The organism is Streptococcus anginosus (assembly GCF_001697145.1).
Classification (GTDB): domain Bacteria; phylum Bacillota; class Bacilli; order Lactobacillales; family Streptococcaceae; genus Streptococcus; species Streptococcus hominis.
Genome location: NZ_CP012719.1, coordinates 1,541,941 through 1,560,168, shown reverse-complemented (window position 1 = coordinate 1,560,168; position 18,228 = coordinate 1,541,941). Strand labels below are relative to the sequence as shown.

At 40.2% G+C, this 18,228-nt stretch carries 14 protein-coding genes; 11 read left to right on the top strand and 3 right to left on the bottom strand.

Going from position 1 to position 18,228, the window contains the following annotated elements; genetic code table 11:
- Positions 1 to 71 precede the first annotated feature (71 nt).
- From secA to recG, 6 genes are all read left to right on the top strand, one after another.
- A complete protein-coding gene (gene secA / locus SanJ4206_RS07595; RefSeq protein ID WP_003027401.1) occupies positions 72 to 2,591 on the top strand; it encodes a preprotein translocase subunit SecA in 2,520 nt (839 codons plus the stop codon).
- Between the two features lie 22 nt (positions 2,592 to 2,613).
- Positions 2,614 to 3,645, top strand: a complete 1,032-nt coding sequence (locus SanJ4206_RS07590; RefSeq protein ID WP_003027398.1) for a 3-deoxy-7-phosphoheptulonate synthase — start codon at positions 2,614 to 2,616, stop codon at positions 3,643 to 3,645.
- A 1-nt stretch (position 3,646) separates the two neighbouring features.
- Entirely contained in the window at positions 3,647 to 4,687 is a 1,041-nt protein-coding gene (locus tag SanJ4206_RS07585) for a 3-deoxy-7-phosphoheptulonate synthase (protein ID WP_003027395.1), read from the top strand.
- Between the two features lie 110 nt (positions 4,688 to 4,797).
- Positions 4,798 to 5,163 (top strand): holo-ACP synthase, encoded by a 366-nt coding sequence (gene acpS, locus SanJ4206_RS07580; protein WP_003027392.1) that lies wholly within the window; start codon positions 4,798 to 4,800, stop codon positions 5,161 to 5,163.
- Positions 5,150 to 6,256 carry an alanine racemase gene (alr, locus tag SanJ4206_RS07575; protein ID WP_003027390.1) on the top strand — a complete coding sequence of 369 codons (1,107 nt, stop codon included), beginning with the start codon at positions 5,150 to 5,152 and terminating at the stop codon, positions 6,254 to 6,256. The genes acpS and alr overlap by 14 nt, the downstream gene beginning before the upstream one ends.
- A gap of 103 nt (positions 6,257 to 6,359) precedes the next feature.
- Positions 6,360 to 8,375, top strand: coding sequence for an ATP-dependent DNA helicase RecG (recG, locus tag SanJ4206_RS07570; RefSeq protein ID WP_022525142.1), 2,016 nt, complete (start codon positions 6,360 to 6,362; stop codon positions 8,373 to 8,375).
- 329 nt (positions 8,376 to 8,704) lie between these two features.
- On the opposite strand, the gene SanJ4206_RS07565 is transcribed toward recG, so the two are convergent.
- Positions 8,705 to 9,667 (bottom strand): asparaginase, encoded by a 963-nt coding sequence (locus SanJ4206_RS07565; RefSeq protein ID WP_003027384.1) that lies wholly within the window; start codon positions 9,665 to 9,667, stop codon positions 8,705 to 8,707.
- 64 nt (positions 9,668 to 9,731) lie between these two features.
- Here SanJ4206_RS07565 and SanJ4206_RS07560 point away from each other — a divergent pair, with 64 nt between their 5' ends.
- Positions 9,732 to 11,120 (top strand): Cof-type HAD-IIB family hydrolase, encoded by a 1,389-nt coding sequence (locus tag SanJ4206_RS07560; RefSeq protein ID WP_003027382.1) that lies wholly within the window; start codon positions 9,732 to 9,734, stop codon positions 11,118 to 11,120.
- Between the two features lie 50 nt (positions 11,121 to 11,170).
- On the opposite strand, the gene SanJ4206_RS07555 is transcribed toward SanJ4206_RS07560, so the two are convergent.
- Together SanJ4206_RS07555 and SanJ4206_RS07550 are read right to left on the bottom strand one after the other, a co-directional pair.
- A protein-coding gene (locus tag SanJ4206_RS07555; protein ID WP_100069415.1) for an IS3 family transposase occupies positions 11,171 to 12,510 on the bottom strand; the annotation gives its coding sequence in 2 pieces (ribosomal slippage) (positions 11,171 to 12,078 and positions 12,078 to 12,510; 1,341 coding nt in all).
- Positions 12,511 to 12,596: 86 nt separating this feature from the next.
- Entirely contained in the window at positions 12,597 to 13,049 is a 453-nt protein-coding gene (locus SanJ4206_RS07550; protein ID WP_003028799.1) for a universal stress protein, read from the bottom strand.
- A 151-nt stretch (positions 13,050 to 13,200) separates the two neighbouring features.
- Between SanJ4206_RS07550 and SanJ4206_RS07545 the strand changes: the two genes are divergently transcribed.
- The 4 genes from SanJ4206_RS07545 (at position 13,201) to aspS (ending at position 18,192) form a co-directional block, all read left to right on the top strand.
- Positions 13,201 to 14,415: a pyridoxal phosphate-dependent aminotransferase gene (locus SanJ4206_RS07545; protein WP_003039623.1), complete on the top strand. Its 1,215-nt coding sequence runs from the start codon at positions 13,201 to 13,203 to the stop codon at positions 14,413 to 14,415.
- 164 nt (positions 14,416 to 14,579) lie between these two features.
- The gene (codY, locus tag SanJ4206_RS07540; RefSeq protein ID WP_003028802.1) at positions 14,580 to 15,368 is read left to right on the top strand and encodes a GTP-sensing pleiotropic transcriptional regulator CodY; all 789 of its coding nucleotides are present in this window, start codon (positions 14,580 to 14,582) and stop codon (positions 15,366 to 15,368) included.
- On the top strand, positions 15,368 to 15,943 hold the full coding sequence (locus SanJ4206_RS07535; RefSeq protein ID WP_003028804.1) for a cysteine hydrolase family protein: 576 nt from the start codon (positions 15,368 to 15,370) through the stop codon (positions 15,941 to 15,943). The genes codY and SanJ4206_RS07535 overlap by 1 nt, the downstream gene beginning before the upstream one ends.
- A gap of 509 nt (positions 15,944 to 16,452) precedes the next feature.
- Positions 16,453 to 18,192, top strand: coding sequence for an aspartate--tRNA ligase (aspS, locus tag SanJ4206_RS07530; protein ID WP_157622096.1), 1,740 nt, complete (start codon positions 16,453 to 16,455; stop codon positions 18,190 to 18,192).
- Positions 18,193 to 18,228: the final 36 nt, after the last annotated feature.

The following is an 18,228-nucleotide window of genomic DNA, read 5'->3' as shown; positions in this document are numbered from 1 at the left end:
AAAGATATAGTGAAAAATGCTATAATGAAAAGAACATTTTAAAATAAGAATTGTAACAAGTAAGGAAAGAAATGGCGAATATTTTAAGAAAAATTATCGAAAATGATAAAGGTGAATTAAGAAGATTAGAAAAAATGGCAAAGAAAGTCATGGCGTATGAAGATGAAATGGCTGCTTTGTCAGATGAAGCTTTGAAAGCAAAGACGGATGAATTTAAACAACGGTATCAAAATGGCGAGTCATTAGATGACTTGCTTTATGAAGCTTTTGCGGTTGTTCGTGAAGGTGCAAAGCGTGTGTTAGGACTTTTCCCTTACCCAGTACAGATTATGGGTGGGATTGTCTTACACCATGGAGATGTGCCAGAAATGCGTACAGGGGAGGGAAAAACCCTGACAGCGACCATGCCAGTTTATCTGAACGCCTTGTCTGGAGAAGGGGTTCACGTTGTCACAGTAAATGAATATCTGACAGAGCGTGACGCAACGGAAATGGGGGAACTGTACTCTTGGTTGGGGCTTTCTGTCGGTATCAATCTTGCTGCCAAGTCATCCGCAGAGAAAAAAGAAGCCTATGAATGTGATATCACGTATTCAACCAATGCAGAGATTGGTTTTGACTATTTGCGTGACAACATGGTAGTGCGCGCTGAAAACATGGTGCAACGCCCGCTCAACTACGCTTTGGTTGACGAAGTAGACTCCATTTTGATTGACGAAGCTCGTACGCCTTTGATTGTGTCAGGACCAACTTCGTCTGATACGAACCAACTTTATCACATGGCGGATAGCTTTGTGAAGTCTCTTAATAAAGATGACTACATCATTGATGTGCAGTCTAAAACCATTGGACTTTCTGACTCTGGGATTGATAAAGCAGAAAGCTACTTCAAGTTAGAAAACTTGTATGATATTGAAAATGTAGCACTGACTCACTTTATTGACAATGCCCTTCGTGCAAACTATATCATGCTGTTAGATATTGACTATGTGGTGAGTGAAGAGCAAGAAATTTTGATTGTGGATCAATTTACAGGTCGGACAATGGAAGGTCGTCGCTATTCTGATGGACTCCACCAAGCAATTGAAGCTAAAGAAGGTGTACCAATTCAAGATGAAACGAAGACCTCAGCTTCTATCACTTACCAAAATCTGTTCCGTATGTATAAGAAATTGTCGGGGATGACGGGAACGGCCAAGACAGAAGAAGAAGAATTCCGCGAAACTTATAACATTCGAGTTATTCCGATTCCTACCAACCGTCCGGTGGCTCGTATTGATCACCCAGACCTTCTTTATCCAAGTATTGAATCAAAATTTAAAGCAGTTGTCCAAGATGTGAAAGCTCGTCATGAAAAAGGACAACCTGTACTTGTTGGGACAGTTGCTGTTGAAACGAGTGATTATATTTCTAAAAAATTAGTCGAAGCTGGAGTTCCTCATGAAGTATTGAATGCGAAAAATCACTATAAAGAAGCGCAAATCATTATGAATGCTGGTCAGCGAGGTGCTGTAACGATTGCAACCAATATGGCCGGTCGTGGTACAGATATTAAGCTTGGTGAAGGTGTTCGTGAGCTTGGTGGACTTTGTGTTATTGGTACAGAGCGCCATGAAAGCCGTCGTATTGATAATCAACTTCGTGGTCGTTCAGGTCGTCAAGGAGATCCTGGTGAATCACAATTCTACCTATCACTTGAAGATGAACTTATGCGTCGCTTTGGATCGGAACGGATTAAAGCTGTTTTGGATCGCATGAACCTTAGCGAAGAAGAGTCTGTCATCAAATCTCGTATGCTGACGCGCCAAGTAGAAGGAGCTCAAAAGCGTGTTGAAGGGAACAACTATGATACACGTAAACAAGTCCTTCAATATGATGATGTTATGCGTGAGCAACGTGAAATTATCTATGCGCAGCGCTATGATGTCATTACGGCTGATCGTGATTTGGCACCGGAAATTCATGCCATGATGAAGCGAACAATCAACCGTTTTGTGGATGGCAACAGTCGTGCAGAACAAGATGAAAAATTAGAATCAATTGTTAATTTTGCAAAATACAATCTTGTTCCAGAAGAATCTATTGAAATCGCAGATTTAGAAGGCTTGTCTGATGAAGATATCAAGGCTGATTTATACAAACGTGCCTTGGAAGTTTATGATAGTCAAGTAGCAAAACTTCGCGATGAAGAGTCCGTCAGAGAATTCCAAAAAGTTCTGATTTTACGCGTTGTAGATAGCAAATGGACTGATCACATTGATGCTTTGGATCAACTTCGGAACGCAGTTGGACTTCGTGGTTATGCTCAAAATAACCCAGTCGTTGAATACCAAGCTGAAAGTTTCCGTATGTTTAATGACATGATTGGTTCGATCGAATTTGATGTGACGCGTTTGATGATGAAGGCTCAAATTCACGAGCAAGAACGTCCACGTACGGAGCATCATATCAGCACAACAGCGACACGCAATATTTCAGCACAACACTCTGGCTTACCTAGCGATATTGATTTGACAAAAGTGAAGCGCAATGACTTGTGTCCATGTGGTTCTGGTAAGAAATTTAAAAATTGTCATGGACGCCACAGATAAGTAGTGTAAAGAGGGGAAGATTATGACATTTAAGGCAACTAGCGAGCCAATTGATGTAGCAAAGGTTCGCAATTTATCAAAGTTGGAAGGAGAGGCTTTAGCTGAAAAAGAGGCACGAGATCGCGAGTTAAATGCCATTATTCGTGGAGAGGATGACCGCATTCTGTTGGTTATTGGTCCATGTTCTTCTGATAATGAGGCTGCTGTTCTGGAATACGCAAAACGTTTATCTGCCCTCCAAGAAGAGGTGAAAGACCGTATTTTCATGGTCATGCGTGTTTATACGGCAAAACCTCGTACTAATGGCGATGGTTATAAAGGATTGATTCATCAACCGAATGCTAAGGCTGCTCCAAGCTTAATCAACGGGATTAAGGCTGTTCGGAATTTGCATTATCGTGTCATTACGGAGACAGGAATGACGACAGCCGATGAAATGCTCTATCCAGAAAATCTTCCGTTGGTAGATGATTTGATTTCATATATGGCTGTTGGGGCGCGTTCTGTGGAAGATCAGCAACACCGTTTTGTAGCGAGTGGAGCTGATGTTGCGACTGGCTTGAAAAATCCTACGTCTGGCAATCTTAATGTCATGTTTAATGGGATTTATGCAGCGCAAAACAAGCAAAGTTTCTTGTTTGCTGGTAAGGAAGTAGAAACTTCAGGGAATCCTCTGGCACATGCTATTCTGCGTGGTGGACTTGATGAGTATGGAAAAAACATTCCAAATTATTACTATGATAATTTGCTAGACACGATTGACCAATATGAAAAAATGGGCTTGGAAAATCCTTTTATCATCATTGATACCAATCATGATAATTCTGGAAAACAGTATTTAGAGCAGGTGCGGATTGTCCGTCAAACCCTAATCAACCGTGATTGGAATGAGAAAATCAAAAAAGTTGTACGTGGCTTTATGATCGAGTCTTACTTAGAAGATGGTCGTCAAAATGAGCCTGAAGTGTTTGGAAAATCCATTACAGACCCTTGTTTGGGTTGGGATAATACAGCACAGCTTGTACATGAGATTTATGATACATTAGGAAAATGATATGACATTTATTGAAAAGGGTCAGAAAATTGATATTGATCGTATTAAAGAGACGACACGATTATCTGAAGCAGCTTTGATCATTAAGGAAAAGCGAGATAAAGAACTGGCCGCTATTCTCCGTGGAAAAGATGATAGACTTTTGTTGGTCATCGGTCCGTGTTCTTCGGATAACGAAGACGCAGTTTTAGAATATGCTCGTCGTTTGTCTGATTTGCAAAAGAAAGTAGCAGACAAACTCTTTATGGTCATGCGTGTTTACACAGCAAAACCTCGAACCAATGGTGACGGTTATAAAGGATTGGTTCACCAGCCAAATGTAAAGGCGGCTCCAAGTTTAATCAATGGGCTTAAGGCGGTTCGTAATCTGCATTATCGTGTTATCACAGAGACTGGATTAACAACTGCTGATGAAATGCTGTATCCGTCTAATTTGATTTTAGTAGATGATTTGGTGAGTTATCATGCTGTCGGAGCACGATCTGTGGAAGATCAAGAACATCGCTTTGTAGCGAGTGGTCTTGACGCACCTATTGGAATGAAAAATCCAACGTCAGGTAATATGAATGTTCTGTTCAATGCAATTTATGTAGCGCAAAATAAGCAAACTTTCCTATATCACGGTCAGGAAGTAGAGACATCTGGCAATTCTTTGGCGCATGCTATTTTGCGTGGGTCTATAAATGAATATGGTAAAAATATTCCCAATTTCTATTATGAAAATCTCTTAAATGATATTCAACAGTATGAAGAAATGGGACTAGAGTACCCTTTTATTATGATTGATACCAATCATGATAACTCAGGCAAACGTTATTTAGAACAAATTCGGATTGTCCGTCAAACCCTAATCAATCGTGACTGGAATGATAAAATCAAAAAAGTTGTACGCGGATTTATGATTGAGTCTTACTTAGAAGACGGCCGTCAAAATGAGCCTGAAGTGTTTGGAAAATCGATTACAGACCCTTGTTTGGGTTGGGATAATACAGTCAGACTGGTCAAGGAAATTTATACTACCCTATCTAAAAATGAAAAATAAAAAAGATGGGGAGTGGATTTGTAAAATCTGATAGTATTAGCGCATTAAGTTTTATTTTAGAAAGTAACTGAGTCTGGCACACGTTTGTGTCCCAGCCTCTTTTTAAAAAGATGATTAAAGGACATGGTATTGATATAGAGGAAATTTCTTCTATTCAAAAAGTTTACGAAAAAAATGCTCGCTTTGCCCAAAAGATTTTGACAGCTGCAGAATTTGACCGATTTGAAAAGCTGACGGGCAAGCGAAAAATGGAATATTTGGCGGGACGTTGGTCTGCTAAAGAGGCTTTTTCTAAAGCGTGGGGGACTGGTATTGGCTGTGTCACTTTTCAGGATTTAGAAATTTTAAACGATGAAAAGGGAGCGCCCGTTTTTACCAAATCGCCTTTTTCTGGCAAGGTCTGGGTGTCGCTCAGCCATGCAGGAAATATTGTTACAGCTAGTGTTATTTTGGAGGAACATCATGAAAACGAGTAATCATCGACCTACTAAGGCCGTTGTTGATTTAGCTGCTATCAGCTTTAATATTAAGCAAATTGCTGCCCACATTCCAAACGATGTGGAAAAGTGGGCTGTGGTGAAGGCAGATGCTTATGGTCACGGTGCGGTTGCTGTTACACGCTATATTGAGTCAATTGTAGATGGCTTTTGTGTTTCCAATATTGATGAAGCTGTAGAGTTGCGTGATGCTGGCATTACGAAAAAGATTTTGGTATTAGGAGTGTCAGATGTTCATGCCATTTCATTGGCAATTGAGCGCAAAGTGACCTGTACGGTTGCTAGTTTAGAATGGATTGATTTGCTCTTGAAGTCAAATATAGATGTAGCTAGCTTGGTTGTTCACATAAAAATTGATTCTGGAATGGGACGGATTGGTTTTCGAGATAGTCAAGACGCTCAAGAAGCCATTCATCGTTTGGAAAAAGCGGGTGCTCAGGTAGAAGGCATCTTCACCCATTTTGCAACAGCTGATGAAGCAGATACCCATAAATTTGAGGCACAGTTGGCACGTTTTAAAGAAATTTTAGAGCAATTAGAAACCGTTCCACCGATTGTTCACGCTAGTAATTCTGCAACGACTCTTTGGCATGCAGAGACTGTGATGAAAGCGGTGCGTCTGGGTGATATTATCTATGGTCTCAATCCTAGCGGTCGTACCTTGCAGCTTCCTTATGAAATGAAGCCGGCTCTTTCTCTGGTGTCGGAATTAGTTCATGTCAAGCAGCTGGAAGCAGGGGCAGATGTGGGATATGGAGCTACTTATACAAGTGAAAATTCGCAGTATATTGGAACGATCCCGTTAGGATATGCAGACGGTTGGACACGAGATATGCAAGGTTTTAATGTTTTGATTGACGGGCAACCTTGTCCTATTGTTGGGCGTGTGTCTATGGATCAGATTACTGTTCGTCTACCTAAAGCTTATCCTATTGGTACACCTGTTGTTTTTATCGGAGAAAGCAGTAAAAAATCTATTTCGGCAACAGATGTAGCAGAAAAACGAGGAACAATCAACTACGAGGTGGTTTGCTTGATTAGTGATCGTGTGCCTAGAGTTTATAAAAATTGATTGAAACTAAAAAGCAGTTGGAAAAATCTAGAAAGCTATTTTCAGCATGGTTGTTCCAATCTGCTTTTACAAACTCTTGAAAAACAGAACTGAAAGAGGAATTATGAATTTACACCAACCTTTAACGGTTCTGCCGGGTGTAGGACCGAAATCTGCTGAAAAATTTACTAAGCTGGGAATTGAAAGCCTGCAAGATTTGCTGCTCTATTTTCCCTTTCGCTATGAAGATTTTAAAAGTAAGAATGTGTTAGAACTGGAAGATGGTGAAAAGGCAGTTATTTCAGGGGTGGTGACTACACCAGCAAATGTCCAGTACTATGGCTACAAGCGCAATCGCCTGCGTTTTACCATAAAGCAGGGAGAGGTGGTACTTGCAGTCAACTTCTTTAATCAACCTTATCTAGCAGACAAGGTGGAGGTTGGCTCAACCATTGCTATTTTCGGAAAATGGGATAAGGCAAAGGCTAGTTTGACCGGGATGAAAATTCTAGCACAAGTAGAAGATGATTTGCAGCCTGTTTATCGAGTGGCACAAGGGATTAGTCAAGCTAGTTTGGTGAAGGTCATTAAGACAGCTTTTGACCAAAGCTTAGAACTTCTGTTGGAAGAAAATCTGCCTCAAATTCTGCTGGAGCGCTATCAGTTAGTGGAACGTAGTCAGGCTGTACGAGCAATGCATTTTCCAAAAGACTTAACAGAGTACAAACAAGCCTTGCGTCGGGTCAAGTTTGAAGAGCTTTTTTATTTTCAAATGCAATTGCAGGTTCTCAAATGTGAAACAAAAGATGTTAGTCAGGGCTTAATTATTCCTTGGCAGGCAGACTTGCTAGAAAATAAAAAAGCTACTCTACCTTTTGAGCTGACAGTTGCTCAAGAGCGCAGTCTAAACGAGATTTTACAGGATATGAAATCGCCAGCTCACATGAACAGGCTCTTGCAGGGAGATGTCGGAAGCGGAAAGACGGTGGTTGCAGGTTTAGCTATGTATGCTACTTATACAGCTGGTTTGCAATCTACTCTCATGGTACCGACTGAAATCTTGGCAGAGCAGCACTTTGATAGCTTGAGCCAACTTTTTCCTGAACTGCGGATAATTCTGTTGACAGGAGGAATGAAGCCAGCAGAACGCAGACAGGCACTAGAAGCTATTGAGGTTGGTCAGGTGGATATGATTGTCGGCACTCATGCTTTGATTCAAGAAAGTGTGATATATCATCAGCTCGGTCTGGTGATTATTGATGAACAGCACCGCTTTGGAGTGGGGCAGAGGCGAATTTTGCGAGAAAAAGGAAATAATCCTGATGTCCTCATGATGACTGCAACGCCCATTCCTAGGACGCTTGCTATTACTGCTTTTGGCGATATGGATGTGTCCATTATTGATCAAATGCCAGCAGGACGTAAGCCAATCATCACCCGTTGGGTCAAGCATGAGCAGCTGGAAGTAGTTCTGGATTGGTTGCTAAAAGAGCTGCAACGAGGTGCTCAAATCTATGTCATCTCTCCTTTGATTGAGGAGTCAGAAGCGCTGGATCTGAAAAATGCGATTGCTTTGGAAAAGGAACTAAAGGCTTATTTCGGTGACAAAGCTCATGTAGCACTACTACATGGTAAAATGAAGAGCGATGAAAAAGATGCCATTATGCAGGATTTTAAGGAAGGGAAAACGGACATTCTGGTTTCCACGACTGTTATTGAAGTCGGTGTCAATGTGCCCAATGCTACGGTCATGCTAATCATGGATGCGGATCGATTTGGGCTCAGTCAGCTTCATCAGTTACGTGGTCGAGTAGGTCGTGGGAATAAGCAGTCTTATGCGGTTCTCGTGGCTAATCCCAAGACGGAATCTGGCAAGAAACGCATGAAAATCATGACGGAAACAACTGACGGTTTTGTCTTAGCTGAGGAAGATTTGAAAATGCGTGGTTCTGGTGAAATCTTTGGCACTCGTCAGTCTGGTTTGCCGGAATTTCAGGTAGCGGATATTTTGGAGGATTATCCAATTTTAGAAGAGGCCAGAAAGGTCGCCAGTCAAATTGTGTCCACTCCTGATTGGCGAACGAATGCAGACTGGTATATTGTAGCACTTCATTTGGAACAACAGGATTATTTGGATTGATTTGAGTCTATCATCATGTATAAAACAAAAAAACTTCACCATTTTCATTTGGATGAAGTTTTTTAAATTAAGTTTTCTGAAAGAAATCTATAAGTCTGCTTTAAGTTTTTCGGGCTATACTAAATTCATCAAAAAGAAAGAGGTAAGTCCAATGACAGTAAACATTAAAGTAAATTATAACAAAACATTCAAAAAAACAGGAAAGGAATCAAAAATATATGGCAAATAACTAAAAACAAAAGAGCTAAAAACTTTTTTTCATAAATCTCCTAAACATAAAATATCCTAAGAAGCTTCGAAATATCGGAGCTTTTTATCTATGTAAGAACCTAGCCTTCCATGTAGTCTTTTAATTCTTGCCCTTGAAGTCTAGCATTCAGGGCGATTAGCAGCTTGATACGAGCTTTAGGAGCATTCAGCTCTTTGACAAACATGATTCCTGATTCGTGTAACTTTACACCGCCTCCTTCATAAGCGTAAACTGGCTCTGCAATCCCGTTAAAGCAACGTGATACAAGTGCAATTGGCAATCCAGAATTCGCAAGTTTTCTGAGCTTTTGGGCAACTTCTTGTGGTAGATTTCCAGCGCCAAAGCCTTCAATGATGAGACCGTCTATCTTTTCCAAGTCTAGCATATCAAGCAGTTCAGTTTTCATTCCAGCATAGGCTGGGATAATCGGTACTAACCCAGAAATTTTATCTAAATGAAAACGAACGCGTGGTTCAGCTGTTTTGAAATAGAGGATTTCTTGCTTCATAATCAGTCCGAGTGGTCCATGAGTTGGCGTTTGAAAAGTGCTGACATTGGTCGTATGCGTTTTTGTCACGTATTTGGCAGCATGGACTTCATCATTCATAACCACTAGAACGCCTTTTCCGCGTGCTTTGTCATCACTTGCTACACGAAGTGCAGATAAGTAATTGTAAACTCCGTCACTTCCTAGTTCATTGGAGCTTCGCATGGCACCGGTCAAGACGACAGGAATATCTGGAAGTTCCATGGTATCCAAAAAATAAGCTGTTTCTTCCAGAGTGTCCGTTCCATGAGTAATGACAACCCCGTCAAAATGCTTCCCGTCTGTCTTGATTTTTTGATACAATTGCAGCATGTGCTGTGGTGTTATGTGAGGGCTAGGAATATTGAAAACATCAAGAACTGTCACTTGAATACCTTCTAGAGGAACTGTGACATGGTTCATGGGATTGTGTTCAGTTGTGACGACTTTTCCAGTAATGTCCGCCTGCATGGAAATAGTACCGCCAGTATGTAAAACTAAAATTTTTTTGGTCATAAGTGAGCTTCTCCTGAATCTATGCTATAATTATTGTATCATAAAAGAAAGAGATGAGAAATGAATGGAAATTAAAGCAGTCTTTTTTGATATTGATGGGACGTTAGTAAATGATAGTCGGACAGTCTTGAAATCCACAGAACAAGCGATTCATAGTTTAAAACAGCAAGGTATTTTAGTTGGTTTAGCGACAGGTCGGGGTCCATTTTTTGTTCAATCTTTTATGGAGCAGTTGGATTTGGACTTTGCAGTAACCTATAATGGACAATATATTTTTTCAAAAGATAAAGTCATTTCTGCGAAGCCAATTGATAAAACCAGTTTGCGTCACTTGATTCAGTATGCTCGCCAGCATAAAATAGAAATTTCATTTGGGACAAAATCAGGAGTGGTTGGCTCCAAAATCATGAGCTTTGGCATGAGCAAGTTTTCTCAATGGACCAGTCACTTTGTTCCGAAGAAGATGACACACTTGGTCAATAAAAGTTTCAACAATGTGATTAGTAAGGCACTTCCTCAACAACAGGATGATTTATTGAAATCTATTCAAGAGCCGATTTATCAAGTACTGATGCTGGCAACACCAAAAGAAACACAAGCTATCGAAGTAGATTTTCCAGATTTAAAGTTTACTCGTAGCAGTCCTTTCGCAGCTGATATCGTCAATCAAGGAATGTCAAAGTTAGAAGGAATTAAGCTGGTCGGAAAAGAATACGGTTTTGACATCAATCAAGTCATGGCTTTTGGTGATTCTGATAATGATGTTGAAATGTTAGCGGGGGTTGGTATGTCCATCGCCATGGGAAATGGAACCAGCCGAGTGAAAGAAGTTGCGAAACACACAACCAGCAGCAATAGTCAAGACGGGATTCATAAGGCTTTGGAGCATTTTGGCATTTTGGCCAGTGAAAAAGTCTTTGTCAGTAGCGACCACCACTTTAATAAGGTCAAAGAATTTCATGGGATAATGGATGAATGCACGCAGGAAGAGCCCATCCTGTGGACAACAGAAGGTGCTCGTCATCGTGCAGGTTTCAAGGTAGAAGAATTAGTAGAATTTTTACGGGCAGCCAGTCCGTCAGAAGAAATTTTCAATCAGTCTGTTCAATCTTTGCACGAAGCTGTGAACAAAGCTGCTGAAAAAGTCAAAAAGAAGAGCAAAGCAGAGATGTCCTTAGTTGGGCAAGTAGATGCACTGATTGATATGTTGTATTTTACTTATGGTAGTTTTGTTTTAATGGGAGTAGATCCTGAGCGTTTATTTGAAATTGTACACCAAGCGAATATGGGGAAACTCTTCCCAGATGGTAAAGCGCACTTTGACCCAGTTACTCATAAAATTTTAAAACCAGATGATTGGGAAAAAAATTATGCACCGGAGCCTGCTATCAAAAAAGAGCTTGAACGTCAAATTCAAGCTTATCAACGGAATTGTGAAAAAAATGAAGAATAAAAAAGAGGAGAGACTGGTTTGTACTGACCCCGAAAAGTTAGACAATTAATTTATCCAAAGGATTTAGTTCTGTATTGCACAGGGCTAAGTCCTTTTAGTTTTACCTTAATCCGTTTGTTGTTGTAATAATCAATATAGTCTACAATAGCTTGTTCCAATTGCTCAAGTGAGTGAAACGTCTTCTCATAACCATAAAACATCTCAGACTTAAGAATACCAAAGAAGGACTCCATCATACCGTTATCTGGACTGTTTCCTTTACGTGACATGGACGGTTGGATTCCTTTATCCTCTAAAAAACGATGATAATACTGATGTTGATACTGCCATCCTTGATCACTATGAAGAATGGTATTCTCGTAATGTTCCTCTGTGAAGGCTTGTTCTAGCATATCTTTCACTTGTATCAAATTCGGTGACGTAGAAAGATTATAGGCGATATTAAAGCCATCTAAGATTGGCGATAAGTAGAGCTTTTGACTGCTTGCTGGAATGGCAAACTCTGTCACATCTGTGTAGCACTTTTTCATTGGTTTGGATGCTTCAAACTGGCGTTGAATAAGGTTATCTGCTTTCTTGCCAACTTCTCCTTGATAGGAAGAATACTTACGTTTACGACGAATTCGAGCACTTAAACCAAGAGCCTTCATCAGACGTTGGACCTTTTTATGGTTCACTACAAAACCACGATTCCTTAATTCGAGTGTTATTCGGCGATAACCATAATTTCCTTTATGCTCAGTAAAAATAGCTTGAATTTCAGCTTTAATATCATGATTTTTATCGCTTTTATCTAGTTGCTTTAGCTGGTAATAATAGGTTGAACGAGCTAGCTTAATAATCTTTAGAAGAATCTCTAAGGCAAACTCTGTCACTAATCCTTGAACAATTTCTGCTTTTCTTCTTGATCCTTTTCGTCCCTCAATCGGAGTTCTCTCAACTTTTTTAGAATGGCATTCTCCGCTCTTAAATAGTCTAATTCTTCCTGAAGTCGCTCTAGCTCTGTCATCTCTTCGGGTTTCTTCTTTGGTTTACGTCCCATTTTAGGCGGTCTCCCTCTTGTTTTCTCAACAATAGTATACCCGTTTTTCTTATATTGTGCTATCCAATTAGGCAACATTCCAACACTTGGAAGAGCATAATCTAGAGAGACCCTTATTTGTGAACGACCTTCAAGTAGAACTTCATCAATGATCTCTTGTTTTAGTTCAGGTGAATAGTAACAATTCTTTCCTTTTTTGACGATTTCCATTCCATAACGATCAATCAATTTAATCATGTACTGAAGATTGGTAATTTTTATCCCAAATATATTTGAAAGCTCTTTGAAGCTGCGCCCTTGTTTTCTAAGTTCATAGATCTGAACTTTATCTTTATAAGTTAATTTCATAATAAAAACACCCCAAAAGTTAGATTTTTTTCTGTCTAACTTTTGGGGTCCAGTTCAGTTTATGCCAATCTCTCTTTATCTTTGTATTATAATGTTTTTTCCTTATCACGAACAACAAGTAAGTCAACTTTTGCATGACGCAAGATGTATTCAGATGAGGAACCAACCAGTAACCGTTCAAAGGCATTGAGCCCAGTAGCACCGACCATGATGAGATCAACTTTTTGTTCTTCTGGAATATCAGTGGCAAGAAGGGTTTTCGGATTTCCCATTTCAACAACTGTGACAACATTTCCCACGCCGGCTTCTTTGGCTTTTTCAGCATATTGATCCATGAGTTTCTTTGCATCTTCTTGCAATTCTTCATAGACTTCTGCATCAAATGTAGAAACGCTTTGCAAGGCACGTGTATCAATCACATGGGCGATCGTTAGGCGTGAATTATTTCTAAGCGCAACATTTACACCCTTTTCAAAGGCAAGCTCAGCTTCGTGAGAACCGTCAACAGCGACCATAATGTTTTGATATCTTTGTAGCATAGGAATACCTCCATTCTTTCTTTAGTTATATTGTAACCCTTTACATGAAAAAAGTAAAGCATTTTCATGCAGACTTTACAAGAAGTTTTTTAGATTTTTTAGAAAAATTGCGTTATAATAAATTGACTCTTTTGAAATGAGGAAAAATTCGATGAAAGAATTTAATAAATCAACAAAATTAGAACATGTGGCTTATGATATTCGTGGTCCTGTCTTAGAAGAAGCCATGAGGATGCGCGCAAACGGTGAGAAAATCCTCCGTTTGAATACAGGAAACCCAGCTGAGTTTGGTTTTACAGCGCCAGATGAGGTGATTCATGACTTGATTATGAATGCACGTGATAGCGAGGGGTATTCTGACTCGAAAGGGATTTTTTCTGCTCGGAAAGCTATTATGCAATATTGCCAGTTAAAGAATATTCCAAATGTTGATATTGACGATGTCTACCTTGGAAATGGAGTCAGCGAGCTGATTGTCATGTCTATGCAAGGTTTGCTAGACAATGGCGATGAGGTATTGGTTCCGATGCCGGATTATCCACTCTGGACCGCAGCGGTCAGTTTAGCAGGAGGGAATGCAGTTCATTATCTTTGTGATGAAGCTGCTGATTGGTACCCAGATATTGATGACATTAGATCGAAAATTACTTCTAATACAAAGGCTATTGTCGTTATCAACCCCAACAATCCGACAGGAGCTTTGTATCCTAAAGAGGTGTTGGAAGAACTTGTTGAAGTTGCGCGGCAAAACAACTTGATTATTTTTGCAGATGAGATTTATGACCGTTTAGTGATGGACGGTGAGAAACATACGGCTATCGCCAGTTTGGCTCCTGACCTCTTTTGTGTCAGCATGAACGGCTTGTCTAAATCACACCGTATCGCGGGTTTTCGTGTCGGGTGGATGGTGTTATCTGGTCCTAAATATCACGTGAAAGATTATATTGAAGGGCTAAACATGCTATCCAATATGCGTTTGTGCTCAAACGTCTTATCTCAGCATGTGGTACAAACGTCGCTTGGTGGTTATCAATCAGTTGATGAATTGCTGCTTCCTGGTGGGCGCATTTATGAGCAACGAAACTTTATTTACAAGGCTATCAATGAAATTCCAGGCTTGTCGGCAACAAAACCTAAAGCTGGTCTTTATATTTTTCCTAAAATTGATAGGGAAATGTATCGAGTAGATGACGATGAGCAATTCGTGCTTGATTTCTTAAAGCAAGAAAAGATTTTGCTGGTGCACGGACGAGGCTTTAACTGGAAAGATCCAGATCATTTCCGGATTGTTTATCTGCCTCGTGTAGATGAACTGGCACAAATTCAAGAAAAGATGACTCGTTTCCTAAGACAATACCGGAGATGATGAAGAGCAGCCGAAGGTTGCTTTTTTTGTTGCTGAAATAAAAGAGTAATAAACTTAGCAGGACTAATTGCACACAATTGTATCTCAATAAACAATTTTCAGATAATTGTTGAAGATTAAAGCGCTTTATGATATAATCAATAAGATTATATGCGAGGTAAATTATGGCAAACTTATTAGCAAAAACACGAAAAATTACATCTATTTTGCGTCGTTCAGATGAGCGATTACAGGATGAATTACCTTACAATGCAATTACCCAGCAGTTAGCTGAAATTATGGATTGCAATGCCTGCATTGTAAACAGTAAAGGGCGTCTTTTGGGGTATTTCATGCGCTACAAGACGAATAATGACCGAGTGGAAGCATTTTATCAAACGAAAATCTTCCCAGAAGAATATGTTCGCACAGCGAATTTAATGTATGACACAGAAGCCAATCTTCCTGTCAATCATGATTTGTCAATTTTTCCTGTCGAAACCAAAGATGAATTTCCAGATGGCTTGACGACAATTTCACCTATCCACGTTTCAGGGATTCGCTTAGGGACCTTGATTGTTTGGCGCAATGATAAAGAATTTGACGATGATGATCTAATCTTAGTAGAAATTGCAAGTACAGTGGTTGGTATTCAGTTACTCAATTTCCAACGAGAAGAAGATGAAAAAAATATTCGTCGCAGAACAGCGGTAACCATGGCTGTGAATACTTTGTCTTATTCAGAATTACGAGCTGTTTCAGCTATTTTGGGTGAATTAAACGGCAATGAAGGTCAGTTAACAGCATCGGTCATTGCGGATCGTATTGGCATCACTCGCTCAGTGATTGTCAATGCTCTACGCAAACTAGAGAGTGCAGGTATTATTGAAAGTCGCTCTCTAGGAATGAAAGGAACCTATCTTAAAGTCCTTATTCCAGATGTCTTTGAAGAGATTAAAAAGAGAGATTACTGATGACAAAAGCATTGATTTCGATTGATTATACGGTGGATTTTGTAGCGGATGATGGGAAATTAACAGCAGGTGTGCCAGCTCAGTCAATTTCTGAAACCATTGCACAGGTAACAAAGGCTGCTTTTGATCGAGGAGATTATATCTTTTTTGCAATTGATGCCCATGATGAGGGGGATAGTTTTCACCCAGAGAGTAAACTCTTTCCGCCACACAACATCAAGGGGACTAGTGGACGTAACCTTTATGGATCATTGGCTGATTTCTATCAGGAGCATAAAGCAGATTCTCGCGTCTTTTGGATGGATAAACGACATTATTCTGCTTTTTCGGGGACAGATTTGGATATTCGCTTGCGAGAAAGAAAAGTAGATACGGTAATTCTGACAGGTGTTCTGACGGATATTTGCGTTCTCCACACAGCTATTGATGCCTATAATTTAGGGTATCAAATTGAGGTGGTAGAGTCTGCTGTAGCTTCTCTTTCGGAGGAAAATCATAAATTTGCACTAAACCACTTGCAAAATGTTTTAGGTTCGACTATAATAGATAACAATTTAAAAGTAAAAAAGCAGTAGAGTAGGCTTGTTGACTTGAACAGAGAGTGCTGAAAGCTGAGAGCAGCACCAAGGAAGCAAAATCCGAAGAACATACTGTCAATGATATAATGGTTTTTTCTATGCTATTTATGGTAAAGGATGATATTGTCTAAAACTATTATATCATTGCAAGAAATTTGTGTGAATCAAAGCGCAAACGTCTGCTCACGTTACGAGCTAGAGGTTGCAATGCAACGAATAACAGTGGTACCACGGCTTTCGTCTGTTTTACAGGCGGAAGCCGTTTTTCTATAGCTCTGAATGTTTTAGCGTTTAGAGCTATGGTCATAGATTCACGTAGTAAAGTCAATGTTCCTTATAATTCTTAGTACTTAGAGGAGCGGTGGTAATTTTGTCAGTTGGACAAAAGCCGTAAACAAAAAATGCTTCCTACTTTTAGTATCTAGAGCTACGGGCGTAGATTTCTATAAGTAATTTGCGGCAAGTTGACGATTTAACTGAAATGAATTTAGAAAGAGGTAGAGAATATGAAAGAAGTTTTTATTGGAAACTACGGTTTGGAACAAGTTGGTCAGAAAATGATAGCGACTGGGTGGGTTGCAAATATCCGAAATCATGGGAAATTGGCTTTTATAGAGCTACGAGACCGAGAAGGACTGCTTCAAGTTTTTGTCGCAGGTGATAGTCCGGCTTTTACTGAAATTGAACATCTACATAAAGAAGATGTGATTGCTGTTACAGGAGAAGTTGTCGAGCGAGAAGCCCGCTTTGTCAACAAAGCTATCAAGTCTGGACAGGTGGAGCTGCGAGCAGAGGCAATTCAAATCCTTGCAAGTAGTAAGCCTCTTCCTTTTGAACTCGATCAGCACGCCCATACAGGAGAAGAGTTGCGGCAGAAGTACCGCTATCTGGATTTGCGTCGGAGTAAGATGACAGAGAACCTCAAACTTCGTCATCAAGTAACCAGCACAATTCGTGACTACTTAAACGGTAAGGATTTTCTGGAAGTAGAGACGCCTTATTTGACGAAGTCCACGCCAGAAGGAGCCAGAGACTTTTTGGTTCCTAGCCGAGTTTTTAAAAATCAATTTTATGCCTTGCCTCAAAGTCCGCAAATGCTGAAGCAACTCCTAATGGGAGCTGGTCTGGAGCGTTATTATCAAGTTGTTCGCTGCTTTCGAGATGAGGATTTACGGGGAGACCGTCAGCCTGAATTTACTCAGGTCGATATGGAAATGAGTTTTGCTAGTGAAAAAGACATTCGCATGCTTGTAGAAGAGATGCTCAAAGCGGTTGTCAAGAAAACTCATGGTTTGGAACTGACAGAGGCTTTTCCGACTATCAGTTATGAAGAAGCCATGAACCGCTTTGGTACGGATAAGCCGGATACGCGTTTTGGTTTGGAACTGAAAAATCTGACCGCTCTCTGTCAGGATAATTCCTCTCTTTTGCTGAAGCAGGCTTTTGCTCGTCACGAAGAATTATGGGGTATCTGTGTTCCTGATGCTGCGGATTCTTTCACGAAGAAGCAGCTCAGTCATTTCTATCAAGAAATGAAAGAATTTGGAGCTAGTAGGTTTGCTAGTCTTAAAGTGGAAGCAGGTGAACTTCAAGGGGATTTGGCTTCGACTTTTGAAGCAGAAGCAGCTGCCTTCCTAGACCGATTGGAAGCGCAAGACGGTGATTTGCTTTTACTGGTCATTGCCAAGAAAAGACAAGCTCAGGAAGCCTTGGGGCACTTGCGATTGGAGATTGCCAAACAATTAGATTTAATCGATCAGAGTCAACTGAACTTCCTTTGGGTATTAGATTGGCCTTTGCTAGAGTGGAATGAGGAGCAGGGACGCTATCAAGCTATGCACCACCCGTTCACCCAAGGAATTTTTGAAAATGAGAAAGAAGATTTAGCTTCAATCAAAAGTCATGCCTATGATATTGTCCTTAATGGTTATGAAATTGGGGGTGGTAGCCTGCGGATTCATGATCGAAAGAGTCAAGAAGCTATGTTTGAACTCTTGGGCATGGAAAAAGAAGATTACGAGCGGGACTTTGGTTTCTTTCTAGAAGCCTTGGAGTACGGCTTCCCACCACACGGTGGCCTGGCTCTAGGCTTGGATCGCTTGGTTATGATTTTGGTTGGGGAAGAAAATATCCGCCAAGTCATCGCCTTTCCTAAAAATGGAACTGGTTTTGATCCGATGCTAGAAAGTCCCAGCCAAGTAGATGCGAGTCAAGTGAAAGAACTTCATTTGGAATTGAAGAACTAAGCCTATTTGTGATAAAATAAGAAGATGATTGTTTTT